Origin of the sequence: uncultured Methanobrevibacter sp., from assembly GCF_902764455.1 — an archaeon.
In the GTDB taxonomy this organism is placed as follows: Archaea; Methanobacteriota; Methanobacteria; order Methanobacteriales; family Methanobacteriaceae; genus Methanocatella.
Genome location: NZ_CACWVY010000014.1, coordinates 129,895 through 146,228, shown reverse-complemented (window position 1 = coordinate 146,228; position 16,334 = coordinate 129,895). Strand labels below are relative to the sequence as shown.

Genomic DNA, 16,334 nt, shown 5'->3' with positions numbered 1-16,334 from the left:
AAATAAACAATAAAAACAACTGAAAAATAAAATTATTGCAAAAAAATTTTAAAAATAAAAAATTCTATAAAAAATTAAAAAATTTCATGTCCCATCCTGACTGTTTAACATATAAAAAATATCCGTCATGATAAATCATTAACAGTTATACTCATAAATCTTATACTTGCACAAAAAAGTACAATCACTATTACTTATCAAATGCTCTCTCGCACAAACTAAAAGAGATATAGAGATGAGAAATGATGTATATGAAAACCGACAAAGAGTTATTAGATGATTTCCAAAAAAGAAGAAATCTCAAACCATCATCAATGCGACAATACAAAACAGCACTAAAACGATACAGTGAATACAATAACAACATGCCTTTAGTTGATTTGCTAAACGAAGCAGAATTTGAAGAAGATGAAAGAATACCCCAACGACGAAGAAAATTAACATCACGACTATTAGGCTTCCGAAACCATGTAACAGAACATTACAAAAAAAACACTGTTAAATCAATAATGACAAAAACATTAACATTATACACAACATACGGTTTAGAAATCCCAAAACTACCACGACAATCAGAAAAGAACATGAACGATTGTCCACCAATCAGTTTCAAAGATTTGCCTGACAAAGACATCATAAAAGCAAGTTTAAGAATAAGCAACCCACTAATGAATGCAATAATACTATTCATGTCAAGCAGTGGGTCTGCACGAACAGAAATGTTAAACCTTACAGTTCAAGACTTCATTGATTCTACTCAATTATATCACGATAGTAATGATATCTATGAAGTATTGGATATTTTAAAAGAACGTGATGATGTTGTTCCAACATTCAAAATCAAAAGACAAAAAACTGACAAATGGTATTATACGTTCTGTAGTCCTGAAGCAGTAACAGCAATTGTCAATTATCTTTTAACTATTAAAAAACCATTGCATAATGAAGATGTGCTATTCCAATATCATGAAGTTACAGTATGCTATAAGTTTCAAGAAATCAATGATGAACTAGGCTTAGGTAAAAAAGGAACATACAACAGGTTCAGAAGTCACATGCTCCGGAAGTTTCATGCGTCCAATCTTAAAAATCATGGCATGAGTAAAGAAGATATCAACGAAATGCAAGGTAAAGGCCAAAACTTGGTTGATGAAGCATACTTTTTTGATGATCCAAATATTCTTCGTGAGAAATATATTGAGCACATGGATGCTGTGACTATTAACTTGGATGTTAATAATATTGATATTAAGAGTCAAGAATATTTAGAGTTGGAACAAAAGTTAAAGGAAAAAGAAGCTGAAGTCAAGGAAATAGATGATAGAATATTAAATATTGAAGAAAGATTGTTTGAGATAGATAAACAAAAACATTCACGTGAAACTATTCTTGATACTATCAGTGAACTTTAAGTGTTACAATAGTTCCATATGAAATACAATATATCATATAGCCCTCAAGAGAAAAAAAATAATAATAAAAAAAATAATTTAGTTTTTTTTTCTTTTTACGTCAGTATTTTAGAAAGTATTTAATTGTAACCAAATTTAACACAGCTAAAATTATTTTGAATTATTATTTTTTTACTTTGAGGTTGTAGTATTTTTGTTTGAGTAAAACTGGTAAAAAATAACTGCTAAATTTTTACTACAAATTTAAAATAGATTATAGTTGCATGAAAAAATCTTTTTTTTTATGTGATTATAATTTTATTTTTTTTTGTTACAATAGTTCCATATGAATTATATAATTATTAATTAACTTATTAAGAATAGTTTTTTATATTTTAACGCTAAGTATCACTCCATAAAGATTTTATAACGAATTTCAAGAAACTATTCTTTTTAGGTTAAATTTCTTTAGTCTATAAATATTGAGCAAAGTTCCATATGCTGTAATAATTAAATTCCTCTTAATTTTTAAAATGTATGTTGCTCATAACTTTTAATACAGCATATGAACTTTTTTTTTAAACATTTTTTTTACTTGTGATTACCTTGTTGTTATAAATACTATTAACTCTAAACATACATATAACTAAAAACTAAAATGGTGTTAAGAGTGGGTTTAGGAAATATAATTAAAGCAAAAACTGGTGCATATAAATTAGACAAATCATTAATAAATAAACAAATGATATACCTCCAATTTAGAGCAGGTAACCCTCTGTTTGTAGTAACATTACCTATTGTTGAACCAAAAAGAAGACACAGCACTATGACAGTATTCGATGGCCATGGCCATGCAAGAACCTTTGACAATCCTTGGTTAGGCGACAATACAAAAATGAGAAAAGTCAAAACCAAAGTCCAAATTAATGCACAACAAATAATAATACAACATGCATTAGCCGATGGAAGACACTTTTTTATTGATGCTGCTGCAGTAACAACCGTAGGAAAAATAAAAAATGGAATATGGATAGAAGTTAGTGATGGTAGAAGATTCACATTTGAAACAGATGGAGATATAAGAAGCAATATGTGGAAAGCATTAGGATTCAATCCACAGTTTCCACTAGATGTATTTTATGATCTACTTGTTGTTCCAGGGGAATGGCAAAAAGCATTTGTGAAAGAATACCAATGCCCAAAATGTAAACATGCTTTTGTGGGTCAATTACCTAAATGTCCCAAATGTGATATGCTGTTAACTTATTCGGAGTGAAAAGAAAATGGGTGAAAGCAAAATTTCTCTTAAAGATTTCAGAGATTTAACTAAAGACTTCCCAGATGATTATATGTTATATTTTAGTTTAGATAATGTTCCTTATGCTGCGGAATCTTTTGAAGTTGATATTTCTGGGAAAAAACTTATTTTAAAATAATTCATTCCTTTTTTTTCAATATTTTTGTTATTTTTCTATTCTATTTTTTTGTTGATCTTCATCGTGTAGATTTTTCTATTAAGTATTTATACCCACAAACAACATACATAGTATTATGCAGTAATATATTATGGAGTGGTTTAAAATGACTTTTGAAGATGATATTAAAGAATTTACTAAAACAATCCCTGAAAAACTTGAACATATAGATAGTGAAGAAACAAGCAAAATAGCATTAATAACTCCTTTTTTAAGATTAATGGGTTATGATACAACCAATCCCGCAGAAGTAAAAGCAGAATACACAGCAGATGTAGGAACCAAACAAGGAGAAAAAGTAGACTTCGCAATATTGGAAGAAGGACATCCAATTATTTTTATTGAATGTAAATCTGCAACAAACAAACTAAGTATGGACAACATCTCACAATTATTCCGCTATTTCAGTATTACTGATATTCAAATAGGTATTTTAACTAATGGTGTTGAATATAAATTCTTCACAACTGGAGATGACAATAACAGAATGGATGAAAAACCATTCCTGGACATAAACCTATTAAGTTTAAATAAAAAAGACATCAAAGAATTGGAGAAATTCAAAAAAGTAAATTTTGATGTTGATGAAGTTGTATCACGTGCCGATAATCTCAAATACAGAAACTTAATTAAAAAAACATTACTTGCAGAATTTGAGAATCCATCTGATGAATTTGTCAAGTCAATAGCTAAACAAGTTTATGATGGCATATTAACTCAGAATATGCGAGAGAAATTTGGTACAATTATTTCTGTAGCTGTTACAGAAATTATTAATGAAAGGGTTAATAAAACTTTGGCTGATGCAGTTGCAAGTAATGAAGAAGAACAGGAAGACAATAATGCTGTTGAAGCTGAAGAATCTATTAATGAAGAAGGAGTTGTAACTACTGATTTGGAAAAAGAAGCATACTTTATTGTTAAGTCAATTGTTTCTGAAGTTTTAGATGTTAGTCGTGTTGCAATGCGTGATAGGAAACATTATTGTAATATTTTATTTGATGATAATCAGAGGTTTCCTATTGTGAGATTACATTTCAATAATCTGGATCATCTTAGAGTTGAATTTTATGATAAGATTACTCTTACTAGTAATGGTGGTAAGAAGGGTGAGAAAGTAGATATTGAGCAACTTTCTGATTTGTATAATCATAAAGAGCGTATTCTTAGTGTTGTTAATGAATATTTAGAGATGTAAGTTTATTTTTTTATTTTTTTATTTTTCCCATTTTTTTTATTTTTTTTAGGGTAATTTTTTTTGTACAGTTTAGTATTTTTTGGTTGGTTTTTTAAATCTTTAGGCCATGTGTTTTTGCAATTTTGGGTAGACAATTAACTATTTTTATTAATTAATTATTGAACATTGTTTAATTTAATTAAATAATAAAGTTTATATATTCAATTGGATATACTATAATTAACCATCAAGAAAAACCACTCTCATAACCAGATCACCCATTCATTGATGGGATAAAATCTACAGTATAATTTCATAAAATATATTGTAAAACAAGATTATAAATAATTGAAAAAATAGATATTATAATTGTAACATTCGCAATATAAAAGCATGGTTGAAATGGTGCTGCAACACCCCATGCTCTATACTGCTGGTTACTAAAAATAGTCCACTGGAGACGTGAAAGTATCTTTGTAACCATTTATTATATTTGGTTAAAATACTATTTAAGTTTATCTTTATTTGTTAAATCAAATATCGGTAACTTTAAAATAGTCGCAGATGGAATGCGAGGTTTATAATATGTTAGCGAATGCTTTCGCTAATTTAAACCTATTTATTAAAAATATAAATTATTCCTTATTTTCACGTACAAAATCTTCCGCAAGTTTTGTCATAATGGCTTTAACAGTTGTTTTCTGTTTCTTTGCAATTATGTTGATTTCAGTTCGTAAATCTTCATCAATTTCAAATGTCATTTGAGCTCTTGCCATGGTATTAATCCTCCTTTCTTTTTTTAGTAACTTCTTAATGTTATATTTGTATATAAACATATTTAAAGTTAATTATATTTACATTAAACTGTGAAACTATTAAAACAGTATCATAGTAATCTTTATATATAGCAAAGTTTAATATAAAATCAAGAAGAAAAAAAATCTTCTGAAATATGCTGCAACATATTTCCAGAACATTTCTTCTAAAGCAAAAAAATGGAGACGTGAAAGCGTGTTAGAAATAAAAAATCAGAAATTAATAATCGATGGCTACGTCATCGGCGACGAAGATAAACTATTATCAATCTTCGATAAAGCAAATAAATACGATGAAATAGTCGCTACTTTTAAAGAAGGTGATGCATAATGGCAACACCAACAATGCTCTTTTTAACATTCAACGATATTGACAACCGTTGGAAAGTAGTAGACAATGAACAATTCTGTTTCGGAGATGGAGAAACACAAGCAGAAGCAATTGCTTCTGCAAGATTAGTATCCGATGCAACTATTTTTTCAGACACGGAACCTGACTTAATAGTCGACAGAGTATTTGAAAAACTATTTTTAGAACTGCAAAATGATAGTAAATTTCATGTTGTAGATGAAAATGGTTGCTCATACGGACAACACTACGAACTCATAAAAGCAATAAAAGAAGCCCGAAAAATCACAGCTTCACCTATCGACATTGAAGATAGTCATGCTGGTTTCTCAAGACTATGCGTACCAGAAAAACAGGATAATGCTGAAGAAGATTCTGAAGTATTTATCCAAATGCTTGCAGAACTCGCAGGCATGAAAGTCACAAAACTCTTTGACGATAATTTGCACTTTATGGGTTACACAATGGAACCAATCGACAAAGATTTACAGGAATTCATAGCAGCAGAAGATGCAACAGAAAAAGCAGAAGAACAACTACAAATGTCTTTTGACTGTTACTTCAAGGAGGAATAACACATGTCCTCCAATAATTTTGCTGAATCAGAACTCAGAAACCTATTTGAATTTGAAGCAGCTTCAACAAAAACATCCCATGAAATAATGGATAAAAAATCAACACTAAGAGCATTAACCCTAAAAAGGGATAAGCTTGCAATGGAAATTGGACATTGTGTTAAAGACACAATCCCATCATATCCATTTTGGACAATGGACCAAATCAACTTTGATGATCCACGATTAGCTGACATGAAAGACAAATTCTCTGATGTTGAAACAAAAATAAGTAATTTATCATGGGAAGTTGATAGATTGGAAGCAATCCAAAAAGGTGAACTTCCAAGGCATGAAGCACGTGTAAAAGCTTACAATTTCCTTGGAAAATTAACTGATAAACAAGCAACTAATTTTCTAAAAAGATATCAGTTAACTACAGTATCATTAACCGAAGCATGTTTAATAGACCCTACTTTAGTAGATGATCCTATTGACTTTGATGAAAAACTTGAAATTATCAGAGCAAATCCAGAGGTATGGTGGTAAATTATGACTCAAGTTAGATTACAAAAAGTTGAAGAAAAAACCTTCATGAACAGATTAGAATCATTTTTAATTCGTAATGCTCGTTTTGTTCTTCCTTTAGGTATTGTTACTGCATTAATTTTATTTGCAATAACAATGTCTTTACTATGCGGAATATGTGCTGTTGAATCCGGTGCATTAAGAAACTTCATTGCAAGTGGTGTTTAGAATGAACACATTAAACATTGAACATGTTAGATTCCCTGAAGCTATTCAAAGCCCTTACTTAACTTGTAAGTACTTAGAAAGACTAGGAATCTCATTAGATAATATTACTCTCGGAAATGTTCATAAATGTATTGAAAAAGCAGTTGATGACAATCAACTGCCAATAACTCAAGTAATCACTGAAAATCATTCAATCAACAATCAACAAGTACAAAACCTTGTTGAAGGATATCTTATAGGAGTGTGAATCAACTATGGATAAAGATTTTAAAAAGTCATGCAACGACATGACAGAGTTAATTGAATCCTGTTGGGATGAAAACAATCCCAACGATGGAAAAACATTTGATGAAAGGTTAGCAGAAAAAACTGCAAACCTCACAGGAACTGACAAAATGGTCATGACAGAAATATTAGGAGGTGAATAATTTGAAATTCATTGGAACTTCTTGGTCACCAAACATGATCTCATTAAGCCAATGGGATATGATATGTCATAAACTAACAGAAGAAGAATTTAAATTTTTAAGTCATAATGCAATTTCATGTATTAACAATGAAGCTTTAGCTCGCATTTTAAATGTTGATTATAATGTTGAGCATATTGCGCTTAGACCAGGAGATACATTACTTGTAGCTCATATCAAAGGTGGTCATTTACCAGATGGTGCTAAAGAATTACCACGAAATGTAGTATTGGAATTTTATTGTTATCAAATTATGGAGTCTAGTGCTCCTTTGATTCGTGAAGAAATTGCTATGGAGGAATAAAATATGGGTATGGAAAGACCAGAACCTACTATTCAAGAAACTCTTGAAGAAATGGGTGAACTCGAAGATACTGTAGAAACTAATGAAGAAAAAAAATTGTACAAAGATACTGTTGAATTTGAAGGTGCTAAAAAAGTTGAAGTTATCACAGAACATGAAAAATCTGATGAAGAAATCCTTAAAGAGAACTTCACAGAAGATGGGGATGTAATTCCATTCAGTACTGCTGATGTTATTCAACACAATCCATTGATTGATGCGGATGTATTAAATCCAATGATTAGTGTTGAAGACCGTGTTATTATTGCAACACGTGTGGCAGATAGTCTTAAAAAAGTTTTGGAATCTCAAAACTTAATTCAAAAAATTGGTAGCAATAATTATGTTACTGTTTCTGGTTGGTCCACTCTTGGAACTATGATTGGTATACGTGTTGAAATTGAAAAAGTCGAACCATTCCCAACTAAAGCACGCCATGGTTACAGGGCAAAAGTAAACCTTATTGACGGCCGTGGTGTTAAAGTTGGTGAAGGTGAAGCAATAGCAACCAGTAGTGGAAAACAAAAAGAAGAACATGCAGTTTACTCAATGGCAATTACTAGAGCCACTGGTAAAGCTTTCAGATTATCTTTAGCATGGATTATGGAATTAGCTGGTTACTCTTCTACTCCTTATGAAGAAATGCCAGAATCAATGACAAATTAAAAAAAAGAATTTTTAATTGGTGGTTTAAATGGATTTTGAAAGTATCAAAAGTCTACAGGATTCTCTTGGAAATAAATTAGGAGTCCTTAAATTAGACAATGGTGATGATGTTCCGTTTGATGCTAATGATGAATTAAGCATTATACATGGAAATGACATGTTAATTTCTTCTGAAGAACACATGACCAAAATTGTTGATTTGGATCATGTCGCTGTAGTTACTACATTGGACTTTGAGAAAATTAATAAAGATATAGATGATATGAAAAAAGAACTTTTTAAAAAAGTTTTTAATGAATAAAAATGGTGATTTTTTATGACTGATTTAAATAAATTATTTGGAATGGCAACTGGAACTGAAGAAAACGATTTAGAAGACTACAAAAGATACTACCTCTCTGATATGGTGGAAGGCCAATCCTTCAGTGGTGAAGCTACTATTGAATTGTTCCCAATTGTTGAAAGAGATGACGAAATAAAAAAATATAGTCAAATCAGATTCAGATTAATTGACGAACACAAAGAACCAAAAATGAATGAAGATGATAATGTTGAAGTTGGTGAATACTTAGATATCTACCTAAATTGTCCTAAATTTAAGGACAATGGAATTGCTACACGTATTCAAAAACCAACTGAAAGATTTGATTTCCATAGAAACCTTTGGAATTTCCTCACTGGTATTATGGGTATTGTTGACCCTAAAAGTCTTATTGACCCTAAAACTGGAGATGAAATTAACATTTTCAAAAAGATTAATTTGAAAAATGTCGCAGAATTCGTTGAAGGTAAAAGAGTTACTGTGGAACAGGTTGAAGTTCCTGATAGTAATTATCCAACTTTCAAAATCACCAGCATCCAATAAATGGACTGGTGGTTAAAATTTTTTTTAAATTAATTGGACCAGGAGGTGAATTTAGACTATGGGATTAGAAGCAGCACCTGAAAGAGAGGAGTTATGGAATCTTGACTATGGTATTTCATTACCTGATAAGTTTACTGTTAAACCTGTTCCTTATAAGAAAGGTTGTAAATATGATTTTTTCAATGAGGAAAAAAGGTTAATCAATGAACTAAAAGGAGAAACTCCCTTAAGTATAACTGAACGGTCAACTGTTGGTGTTGAAATTAAAAAACATTTAAATCCAAATGGAACACTTAATAAGTTGGGTGTTACTCAACTTTTTGATGATCTGAAAGTTGCAATGAATAGTTTTGTTGATGAGTATGTTGAGGTTGAACTTGAAACTCAAAAACAAAATGAAGAAGAAGAGTTAGCTCAGAATAAACAATCTTATGAAGAAGGTTTAGAACTTTTTAGGAATCAAATAAAACCTTTGATTTATACTGCGTCATTAGTTGATTGGTATACTGCGGGTGAAAGGATTAATATTATGATTACTTTTCTCTGTTATTGTAGTCAAGTGATTCTTAAAAATCCAATTTCAGTTATTGGTTTAGGTGATGGTAGTAGTGGTAAAACTCATATTGAGAATGTGGCTTTGTCTATGATTCCTGAAGAGTTTATTATCTATGAGAAAAAACCTACTATGGCCTCAATGTTCAGACGTGCAGAAACAGACCAAAGATATTATGATGGGAAGATTGTTGTTTATGGTGACCTTGGAGGGGATAGTGACCAAGATGAAGTTGAAGAGACTAAAAATCTTCTTAAAGAGTTGCAAACTGATGGTTATCTTGCAAGGCCAATTACAATTAAAGTTGATGGGGAATATGAGGTAGTTGATCTAATTTTATCTGGGTTTCCTTGTTTAACTTATACTACAGTTCCCAACTATAGTTTTGATAGTCAGGAATTATCTCGTAGTTTTATTTTCACTCCTAGAACTGATAATCGGGCTGTGTTTAATGCTCGTAAATCTTATTTGGAATTAAAAGGAGGTAAGACAGAACAAATATATCAATCCATGCTTTGTTTTAAATCTGAAATTCAAAAAATGGTTCTTGGTTTAAGATATAAATTTTCTGATGTTACTATTGTTAATCCTTATTCCGATGCTATTTTAAATCTAATTGGAGCTTCTGAATATTATAAAAGGGATTATGATAAGTATAATGGGATATTGAAAGTAATTACTGCTTTTAATAGTACTGAACGTGATGTTCATATTATTAATGGGGAGAAAGTTATTTTCACTAATCCTGAAGATTTGCAATATTTCGTTAGTTTACTTAAGCCTTATATGGTTAGTATTAAAAGGAATTTGTCTAAAAAAGCTGCTGAATTACTTGAAGATATTGAAGAGAATATTGACAAGTGGGAGTATCAGCCAGATTCTTCTTATAAGTTTGACCCTGGTGAAGATTTTGGTTTCACTATCAATGATTATATTGAAGAGGGTAATGTTAATATTGCTAAAAGGTCTTTGTATCGTTATTTTACTGAGTTGAATCAGGAAGGTTTTTTGAAAGTTGTTGGTAAACATGGGAAGAGTAATATGTATGCTTTGGTTGAGAATGTTGATGAAATTAATCAAAGTGAAATGTTACTTTTATCTGAGAGTAGTAGACATCGTTTGGAGTTAGAATATCCTGATGATATTGTGAGTTATATCTTTTTGAATGATGTTATTCTTGATGAAAATTGTAGTATTTTAAATCAGAGTGATGATGTGAGTAAGCCTTTTTGGTTGGATTATGATGAAGATTAATTTTGGTAGTGGCATTAAACGGAGTGTTTGATTTGAATTTAAGTATTATTTTCAAGGTGTTTTTGTTTCATTGCCACTTTGCCAAAATGTGTTTTTCATTGCCAATTGAAAATGGCAATATGACAAAGAGTGGAAATTGGTTTATTATGTTAAAGGAGGATTCTAATAAGTTATTTCATTTTTGATGTTATCTTCATTGCCAAATTGTCATTGAATTTTTGGAAGTTGTGAATTTGCAATTAACTTTAATTCTTTGTGTACATTATTTTGGCAATGTGGCAATCAAAATTTGAATAATGGTTCAGAGTGTTTTGTTTGGCTGGTAATGTCTTGAGAAGTCTTGTTTCAGATTTGGCAATGAAAAAGTCATTTTGGCAATGAAATTTTCATTATTTGTGGATAAGGTTTCTCATGTCTTATTTTGCTAAAACAAGCAATTTATGAAAAGTTATTATTGCCAAAAAAATTTGGCAATGAACTGGCAATGAAAATTGAGTGTGAAGAAAAATGATTGATTATAAAAAAATTAACAAGGAAATTTCCCAGCAGAAATGGGATAGAATTCACAATAAACATGTTGATGAATTCACTTGCAATTATGATCCATACAATCATCATGGTCTATGTCTTCACCAAACACATTGCATACTCAGTAATGAGTTTAATCAGATACATGCTAAATTATCTGATTATAAAAAAGAAGTTAAAGTTTTGGAAGAAATTTATGAAGAAGCTTTGGAATTGAAAAGGGAGTTTCCTGAAAGGGATTATGAAAGTTTCTTTGTTGGTTTTAATCCGAAGCAGAATCGTATTCGTAGAAGAGTTTTGAAAAAATGTATCCGTGATTGTTATAATGAATTACGGGAATTAAAAACAAGAAAAGGAGGTTACTAGATGGCATACTTAAGAGATTATGTTCAAGAACAACTAACTTATATAAAATCTGTTCTTGGAGAACAATTTGATTCAAAAATAACTTATGAGCAAATTAAAGAGAATATTCTAAAAAATATTTCTGAAGAAGATTTGGACAAATTAAATAATGCAGTAATCACAATTTCCCTTAACGGGTCTAACACTTGTAGTTTAAGGTGTAAAGGGATATTATTAAAATCTTGTGAATTTTCTGAGATATCTTGGTATAGAGAATGTTTTGACCAATATGTTTTAGAAACGGACAATATTGATGATGCTATTGAATTATTTAGAGATGATTTTCCAGTTAATGACAATATTGTTAAAGGAACTGCAAAAGGGAGAATTCGTTCTAAATTCAATGAATTAAAATTAGAAGCAGATAACTATGGATTTAACCTTGAGGATTTTATATGTCAAGATAAAGGGGGAGACTAATGATTTCTGATTCTGAATGGTTTCAAAATTCTGAATATCAGAAATATTGGACATTACCGGAACATGCTCCGTCTGATGCGCAAATCAGAATCTTTAGAAAAATAGATGCTGCATTACAAAAAGGTTACCGAAACATTATTGTTAATGCGGGAACTGGAATTGGGAAATCTGCAATTGCAACAACAATAGCAAATTGTTTTAGTTCAGCATATATTTGCACAAAAACAATCAATCTTCAAAAACAATACATGCAAGATTTTGAAGAAATGCTTGTGGAATTGAAAGGAAAAAAACATTACCAATGTTTCTTCAATGCTTCCTGTGATAATTGTTATGTTGAACAAGTTAATGAAAACGGAAGCATTGCAGATAAAAAAGAATTACTGAATGGAGAACATGGAAGGTCATTCACATTTCATGATTATATCTCAGAAGAAGAATATGATGAAATCATCAGTAACATGATGATTTGGAAATGCACAGACTGCCCATATCGTTTAGCAATATTAGCAGCACAAAAAAACAATTATGTTAATGCTAATTATCATAGTATCTATTTCAATAGTCATGTAATCAAACGATTTGAAATGAGAAATTTAATCATCTTTGATGAATGCCATAATTTTGAAAATATTATGATGGACATCATAGGATTCTCAGTAAACCCCGATAAAATCTATGAACAATACAATATCTATGTTTTTGATGCAGAAAGTGAAGAATTACAATCTAATAAATATTGGATTAAAATTCATGAAGATATAATCACTAAACTTGAAGAAAAGAAATCTCAAGAAGTTGGTGAATTACAAGGACGTGCAGATGATAATATTATCAAAGCCATTGAATTGGAATATGACCAGAAAATATTGCAAATTCGACATAAAATTGATAATTTAAGTTCTGGGGAATGGTATGTAAAAATACCAAAACATGAAGACTGGTTTGATGCAAAGAAGAATAATATTTTATTTAAACCTTTATTTGGTAAAGAGTATACTCAAAGATTATTGGGTTTAGGTGTAGTTAGATTATTCTTTACAGGAACTTTACCAAATCCTGAAACATATTGCAATTGGATTGGTATTAATAGTAATGAAACTTGTTTTATTTATGAGAAATCCCCGTTCCCTGTTGAGAACCGACCAGTAATTAAAAATTATCTTGGCAATTTCAATGCTAAATATAATACTTTTGTTAATGGTAAGGTTGTTCCTGCGTGGAAAAATGAAACTGTTTTAACTGGTATTTGCGGACTTTTGGATAAACATTCTGATGAGAATATTCTGATTCATACTAGTTCTATAGATCAAACAAATTGGTTGTATGATGAATTAGATTATAAAGGTTATGATGTGTTGTCTGCTTATGGAGATGAGAGAGATGATTATATTTCATTGTTTAAATCTTCTGATGTCTATAATATTCTGATTAGTCCATCCATTAAAGAGGGTGTTGATTTTAAAGGTCCTTTATGTACTGCTCAGATTATTTTTAAAGTTCCTCGTCCAGTTTATAAAAATGAAGTTAAGGCAAGATGTGATTTGGATAATGATTGGTATACTTTCCATACTACAATTCCATTAATGCAGAGTTATGGTCGTGGTATTAGAAGTAGTTCTGATGTTTGTGTTACTTATGTTGTTGATGAAGCTTTTGAGAATCTTTTAAAATATAATCTGCATTTATTTGAAGAATACTTCCTAGAAGGTGTAGATTACGGATTATCAAATGGGGTTGGTTAAATGTTTGTTTATTGTATATGGTGTGGTGACAAGTACGAACACAGATGTATCTTATTATCACATCAAACCCTCTGTACACAGGAAGAATTCACAGAACTATGCGACAACATCAGAACTGATTTAATAAACAAAACAAGTAAAAATCATGAAATCGTGGACACGGTTGACGGAGTTAAAAGTATCTGGGAATATTCCATTGATGATGATATGTTAAAAGATTTAATTAATGTTTTAATTAAAAAACATGGTTTTCAAAAATTAAAAGATTTCCCAGTTTACCATGTTAAGGGAGTTGATCCTTATGACTATGATTGAATATGATGCAGCAGATTATGAAATATTAGAAACTGAAGTAATGGGCGATGAATTAGGATTTAAACTTGTGAAATTTTCATCAGGATTTTATGGGGTGGTCTCATATAATCCTCTTACTAATGATGAAAAGGTAACATTAGTTTCACCTGAAAAAGATATTAACAAGGATTTTTGCTTTATCTTTGGTGGTTTGGGTTGTAAAAGTTTCATTGTTTTTGCTCGTGATGCGAAAAAATATTTAGATAATGCTCCAAGGGAATTGGTTGTTCAGTTAGGTCAAGATGCCCCTGATGAATATCGTGAAGTTATTACAAAAGACCAGGAGAAAACATTGTTTGAAAAAGTTGAAATTTGTCATGAAATTATGGTAATGAAATTAGATGAATCCTATCATTTAAAAGATATTCTTTCTACTATTCTCATGTGTGCTGTAATAATAGTATTGTTTATTGCAATGGTGAATAGTTTACACTTATGGGGAGTGATTTAAAATGGAATATGATTTTAAGAATTATAAGAATTTATTAGAGAGTAAAAATGAGAAAATTAAGGAATTGAAAGATGCGGTTAATAGTGAAGTGTCTTTAAAATTAGATTTGCTTCACAAGAGTAATGAGGTTAAATTACATCCGGATAGGGTTAAAGAGGAGTATGAGTTGTCCAAAGCTCCTACTGAAAAACAGATTCAAGCATACATTGATGAGAAATATTCCAGTTTAACTAATGATTATGAATTAGCTAAACAGAACACATCATTGATTAGAAAGGATTTAGAGTTATTGGATAATCGTATTAGTTTTGAAAAGTATGTTTTACAATTGGAGTTGAGAAAAAATGAGTAACATTTGTAATGCTAGAATAACCAGTTGTTCATTAGGTTTTTTTGAACCCAGAGGGGCATCAGGTAAAAATTTCAAATTATTAATGGAATTAGACCTTGCTGATGGGGGTTTATGTGTTGTTGATTTGAATCCTATTAAAATTCCAATGTTATTAGAATTATTGGAGATTCGTGATTTTTATAGGATTGAAGGACAATTTGTACAAGTCAAATATGAAGGAAACAAGCGTCCTAACTTCATAAAAAATATACTTGCAAAAAAATCTGATGAATGGTTTGAATTAGATAATGATATTTATTTTGGTTGCAGAATTACTTCAGGTGAAAGCAATGAGAAAAAATAAAGAATATAAATCTTGTTTAAATTGCATTCACAGGTGGAAGAACTTATGCGTCCTTTCTGATGAATTAATCGCAGCAATTGGATGTTGTTTCATGCACAATAAAAGGTGAACATAAATGGTAAATCATTTCATCCAATTAAATGATGCAATCAGATTATTGCATGATGATCTCAAAAAATTTGAAAGGAAATTTTGGGAAACAGAAAACGGTGAACCTGGAATGATTAACATTTGGGTTAAATCATTACCTGCATTTCATGATTACAATTTCTATTTAGAAGTTGAAATTATGGGTGAAAACAGTTGGACCAGTAAATGGCATGATTTATTCTGTAAAACTTTTGAATGTAAATTGGACTATATTAAAAAACAATCTCTTAAAACTGAAAACAATTATGGTGATGGATTCCAAGAAAAATGGATTTACACTTACAAACCAGCATCATGGGTTGATTTTCATGATTTAAGATATGATGATATGGGGGTAGTTGAATTTAAAAGAAGTTGCAGTATGGAAACTGTCAGATTGAATTTAACAATAAACAATGATTTCACAGACAGTATATGTGTTAGTTCCAGTTTTTATGATGCTTTAAAAGAAAACAGTCCTAATAACACTAGTTTAACAGTCACAGAAAAAGTTTATGAAAAATTAGTTGAAGCAGTTAGAAATGACCGTGAAACTGGTTTCATCCAATTTGTAAGTATTGGGGATCGTATTAGATTTAAAAAATGGAAAAGGTGAAAATATGAGTTTATATTCAGAATATTTAGAAGCAAGAGCTGATGTATTAAGTAAAGAGTTAAAGTTTAGAACAGAAGTAAGTGAATGGTTTAATGAAAGGGGTTTAATGTGTGTGCCTATTGATATTGTTGATTCTTTAACAATGGATCACTTTACTATAACCACTGATGAAGAATTCAAAAATCATCTTGAAGGTTTTGAAAAAACTTTCATGGTACAATGCATTCGCATTCATCATACAGAAATCATAACCTTTGGAGATGAGGTTAAACACACTTGGAAATTCCACTTCAGAGAAAGGAAGTGTTAAAATAATGACTGGTAAA

The 16,334-nt window shown here is 30.2% G+C and carries 25 protein-coding genes; 24 read left to right on the top strand and 1 reads right to left on the bottom strand.

The genetic code is table 11. The features are described 5' to 3' along the window. Window positions 1–242 precede the first annotated feature (242 nt). From QZU75_RS05965 to QZU75_RS05950, 4 genes are all read left to right on the top strand, one after another. The gene (locus QZU75_RS05965) at window positions 243–1,412 is read left to right on the top strand and encodes a site-specific integrase (RefSeq protein ID WP_296882263.1); all 1,170 of its coding nucleotides are present in this window, start codon (window positions 243–245) and stop codon (window positions 1,410–1,412) included. Between the two features lie 637 nt (window positions 1,413–2,049). Next, on the top strand, window positions 2,050–2,667 hold the full coding sequence (locus tag QZU75_RS05960; protein ID WP_296882261.1) for a hypothetical protein: 618 nt from the start codon (window positions 2,050–2,052) through the stop codon (window positions 2,665–2,667). A gap of 7 nt (window positions 2,668–2,674) precedes the next feature. Next, window positions 2,675–2,827: a hypothetical protein gene (locus tag QZU75_RS05955; RefSeq protein ID WP_296882259.1), complete on the top strand. Its 153-nt coding sequence runs from the start codon at window positions 2,675–2,677 to the stop codon at window positions 2,825–2,827. Window positions 2,828–2,972: 145 nt separating this feature from the next. Next, entirely contained in the window at window positions 2,973–4,064 is a 1,092-nt protein-coding gene (locus tag QZU75_RS05950; RefSeq protein WP_296882257.1) for a type I restriction endonuclease, read from the top strand. 614 nt (window positions 4,065–4,678) lie between these two features. Here QZU75_RS05950 and QZU75_RS05945 read toward each other — a convergent pair. Further along, complete coding sequence (locus QZU75_RS05945) at window positions 4,679–4,819, bottom strand: hypothetical protein (RefSeq protein WP_296882255.1); 141 nt, start codon at window positions 4,817–4,819, stop codon at window positions 4,679–4,681. A gap of 235 nt (window positions 4,820–5,054) precedes the next feature. Between QZU75_RS05945 and QZU75_RS05940 the strand changes: the two genes are divergently transcribed. The 20 genes from QZU75_RS05940 to QZU75_RS05845 all read left to right on the top strand — a co-directional run bounded on the left by QZU75_RS05940 (window position 5,055) and on the right by QZU75_RS05845 (window position 16,318). Continuing rightward, window positions 5,055–5,189 (top strand): hypothetical protein, encoded by a 135-nt coding sequence (locus QZU75_RS05940; RefSeq protein WP_296882253.1) that lies wholly within the window; start codon window positions 5,055–5,057, stop codon window positions 5,187–5,189. Next, window positions 5,189–5,782 carry a hypothetical protein gene (locus QZU75_RS05935; protein ID WP_296882251.1) on the top strand — a complete coding sequence of 198 codons (594 nt, stop codon included), beginning with the start codon at window positions 5,189–5,191 and terminating at the stop codon, window positions 5,780–5,782. The genes QZU75_RS05940 and QZU75_RS05935 overlap by 1 nt, the downstream gene beginning before the upstream one ends. Window positions 5,783–5,785: 3 nt before the next feature. After that, window positions 5,786–6,310 carry a hypothetical protein gene (locus tag QZU75_RS05930; RefSeq protein ID WP_296882249.1) on the top strand — a complete coding sequence of 175 codons (525 nt, stop codon included), beginning with the start codon at window positions 5,786–5,788 and terminating at the stop codon, window positions 6,308–6,310. A 3-nt stretch (window positions 6,311–6,313) separates the two neighbouring features. Continuing rightward, complete coding sequence (locus tag QZU75_RS05925) at window positions 6,314–6,517, top strand: hypothetical protein (RefSeq protein WP_296882248.1); 204 nt, start codon at window positions 6,314–6,316, stop codon at window positions 6,515–6,517. A 1-nt stretch (window position 6,518) separates the two neighbouring features. After that, window positions 6,519–6,764 carry a hypothetical protein gene (locus tag QZU75_RS05920; protein WP_296882247.1) on the top strand — a complete coding sequence of 82 codons (246 nt, stop codon included), beginning with the start codon at window positions 6,519–6,521 and terminating at the stop codon, window positions 6,762–6,764. 7 nt (window positions 6,765–6,771) lie between these two features. Further along, window positions 6,772–6,945 carry a hypothetical protein gene (locus tag QZU75_RS05915; protein WP_296882246.1) on the top strand — a complete coding sequence of 58 codons (174 nt, stop codon included), beginning with the start codon at window positions 6,772–6,774 and terminating at the stop codon, window positions 6,943–6,945. A gap of 1 nt (window position 6,946) precedes the next feature. Then, window positions 6,947–7,288: a hypothetical protein gene (locus tag QZU75_RS05910; RefSeq protein ID WP_296882245.1), complete on the top strand. Its 342-nt coding sequence runs from the start codon at window positions 6,947–6,949 to the stop codon at window positions 7,286–7,288. Between the two features lie 3 nt (window positions 7,289–7,291). Next, window positions 7,292–7,993 carry a hypothetical protein gene (locus tag QZU75_RS05905; RefSeq protein WP_296882244.1) on the top strand — a complete coding sequence of 234 codons (702 nt, stop codon included), beginning with the start codon at window positions 7,292–7,294 and terminating at the stop codon, window positions 7,991–7,993. 28 nt (window positions 7,994–8,021) lie between these two features. Continuing rightward, on the top strand, window positions 8,022–8,294 hold the full coding sequence (locus QZU75_RS05900) for a hypothetical protein (RefSeq protein WP_296882242.1): 273 nt from the start codon (window positions 8,022–8,024) through the stop codon (window positions 8,292–8,294). A 15-nt stretch (window positions 8,295–8,309) separates the two neighbouring features. After that, complete coding sequence (locus tag QZU75_RS05895) at window positions 8,310–8,858, top strand: hypothetical protein (protein ID WP_296882240.1); 549 nt, start codon at window positions 8,310–8,312, stop codon at window positions 8,856–8,858. Between the two features lie 58 nt (window positions 8,859–8,916). Further along, window positions 8,917–10,665, top strand: coding sequence for a hypothetical protein (locus QZU75_RS05890; RefSeq protein WP_296882239.1), 1,749 nt, complete (start codon window positions 8,917–8,919; stop codon window positions 10,663–10,665). Between the two features lie 507 nt (window positions 10,666–11,172). Next, the gene (locus QZU75_RS05885; RefSeq protein ID WP_296882238.1) at window positions 11,173–11,559 is read left to right on the top strand and encodes a hypothetical protein; all 387 of its coding nucleotides are present in this window, start codon (window positions 11,173–11,175) and stop codon (window positions 11,557–11,559) included. Further along, window positions 11,560–12,018, top strand: coding sequence for a hypothetical protein (locus QZU75_RS05880; RefSeq protein ID WP_296882236.1), 459 nt, complete (start codon window positions 11,560–11,562; stop codon window positions 12,016–12,018). After that, window positions 12,018–13,763 (top strand): helicase C-terminal domain-containing protein, encoded by a 1,746-nt coding sequence (locus QZU75_RS05875; RefSeq protein WP_296882234.1) that lies wholly within the window; start codon window positions 12,018–12,020, stop codon window positions 13,761–13,763. The genes QZU75_RS05880 and QZU75_RS05875 overlap by 1 nt, the downstream gene beginning before the upstream one ends. Then, complete coding sequence (locus tag QZU75_RS05870; protein WP_296882233.1) at window positions 13,764–14,078, top strand: hypothetical protein; 315 nt, start codon at window positions 13,764–13,766, stop codon at window positions 14,076–14,078. It abuts the gene before it with no gap. Beyond that, window positions 14,065–14,568, top strand: a complete 504-nt coding sequence (locus QZU75_RS05865; protein WP_296882232.1) for a hypothetical protein — start codon at window positions 14,065–14,067, stop codon at window positions 14,566–14,568. Before QZU75_RS05870 ends, QZU75_RS05865 begins: the two co-directional genes overlap by 14 nt. Window position 14,569: 1 nt before the next feature. Next, complete coding sequence (locus QZU75_RS05860) at window positions 14,570–14,920, top strand: hypothetical protein (protein ID WP_296882231.1); 351 nt, start codon at window positions 14,570–14,572, stop codon at window positions 14,918–14,920. After that, a complete protein-coding gene (locus tag QZU75_RS05855) occupies window positions 14,913–15,263 on the top strand; it encodes a hypothetical protein (RefSeq protein ID WP_296882230.1) in 351 nt (116 codons plus the stop codon). Before QZU75_RS05860 ends, QZU75_RS05855 begins: the two co-directional genes overlap by 8 nt. Window positions 15,264–15,378: 115 nt before the next feature. Next, complete coding sequence (locus QZU75_RS05850; RefSeq protein ID WP_296882229.1) at window positions 15,379–16,008, top strand: hypothetical protein; 630 nt, start codon at window positions 15,379–15,381, stop codon at window positions 16,006–16,008. A gap of 4 nt (window positions 16,009–16,012) precedes the next feature. Beyond that, complete coding sequence (locus tag QZU75_RS05845) at window positions 16,013–16,318, top strand: hypothetical protein (protein ID WP_296882228.1); 306 nt, start codon at window positions 16,013–16,015, stop codon at window positions 16,316–16,318. Window positions 16,319–16,334 lie beyond the last annotated feature (16 nt).

Bases quoted from the DNA above. Each gene is read 5' to 3' on its own strand.
- QZU75_RS05965 (WP_296882263.1), top strand. From the start codon at position 243: ATGATGTATATGAAAACCGACAAAGAGTTATTAGATGATTTCCAAAAA.
- QZU75_RS05960 (WP_296882261.1), top strand. From the start codon at position 2,050: ATGGTGTTAAGAGTGGGTTTAGGAAATATAATTAAAGCAAAAACTGGT.
- QZU75_RS05955 (WP_296882259.1), top strand. From the start codon at position 2,675: ATGGGTGAAAGCAAAATTTCTCTTAAAGATTTCAGAGATTTAACTAAA.
- QZU75_RS05950 (WP_296882257.1), top strand. From the start codon at position 2,973: ATGACTTTTGAAGATGATATTAAAGAATTTACTAAAACAATCCCTGAA.
- QZU75_RS05945 (WP_296882255.1), bottom strand. From the start codon at position 4,819: ATGGCAAGAGCTCAAATGACATTTGAAATTGATGAAGATTTACGAACT.
- QZU75_RS05935 (WP_296882251.1), top strand. From the start codon at position 5,189: ATGGCAACACCAACAATGCTCTTTTTAACATTCAACGATATTGACAAC.
- QZU75_RS05930 (WP_296882249.1), top strand. From the start codon at position 5,786: ATGTCCTCCAATAATTTTGCTGAATCAGAACTCAGAAACCTATTTGAA.
- QZU75_RS05925 (WP_296882248.1), top strand. From the start codon at position 6,314: ATGACTCAAGTTAGATTACAAAAAGTTGAAGAAAAAACCTTCATGAAC.
- QZU75_RS05920 (WP_296882247.1), top strand. From the start codon at position 6,519: ATGAACACATTAAACATTGAACATGTTAGATTCCCTGAAGCTATTCAA.
- QZU75_RS05915 (WP_296882246.1), top strand. From the start codon at position 6,772: ATGGATAAAGATTTTAAAAAGTCATGCAACGACATGACAGAGTTAATT.
- QZU75_RS05905 (WP_296882244.1), top strand. From the start codon at position 7,292: ATGGGTATGGAAAGACCAGAACCTACTATTCAAGAAACTCTTGAAGAA.
- QZU75_RS05900 (WP_296882242.1), top strand. From the start codon at position 8,022: ATGGATTTTGAAAGTATCAAAAGTCTACAGGATTCTCTTGGAAATAAA.
- QZU75_RS05895 (WP_296882240.1), top strand. From the start codon at position 8,310: ATGACTGATTTAAATAAATTATTTGGAATGGCAACTGGAACTGAAGAA.
- QZU75_RS05890 (WP_296882239.1), top strand. From the start codon at position 8,917: ATGGGATTAGAAGCAGCACCTGAAAGAGAGGAGTTATGGAATCTTGAC.
- QZU75_RS05885 (WP_296882238.1), top strand. From the start codon at position 11,173: ATGATTGATTATAAAAAAATTAACAAGGAAATTTCCCAGCAGAAATGG.
- QZU75_RS05880 (WP_296882236.1), top strand. From the start codon at position 11,560: ATGGCATACTTAAGAGATTATGTTCAAGAACAACTAACTTATATAAAA.
- QZU75_RS05875 (WP_296882234.1), top strand. From the start codon at position 12,018: ATGATTTCTGATTCTGAATGGTTTCAAAATTCTGAATATCAGAAATAT.
- QZU75_RS05870 (WP_296882233.1), top strand. From the start codon at position 13,764: ATGTTTGTTTATTGTATATGGTGTGGTGACAAGTACGAACACAGATGT.
- QZU75_RS05865 (WP_296882232.1), top strand. From the start codon at position 14,065: ATGACTATGATTGAATATGATGCAGCAGATTATGAAATATTAGAAACT.
- QZU75_RS05860 (WP_296882231.1), top strand. From the start codon at position 14,570: ATGGAATATGATTTTAAGAATTATAAGAATTTATTAGAGAGTAAAAAT.
- QZU75_RS05855 (WP_296882230.1), top strand. From the start codon at position 14,913: ATGAGTAACATTTGTAATGCTAGAATAACCAGTTGTTCATTAGGTTTT.
- QZU75_RS05850 (WP_296882229.1), top strand. From the start codon at position 15,379: ATGGTAAATCATTTCATCCAATTAAATGATGCAATCAGATTATTGCAT.
- QZU75_RS05845 (WP_296882228.1), top strand. From the start codon at position 16,013: ATGAGTTTATATTCAGAATATTTAGAAGCAAGAGCTGATGTATTAAGT.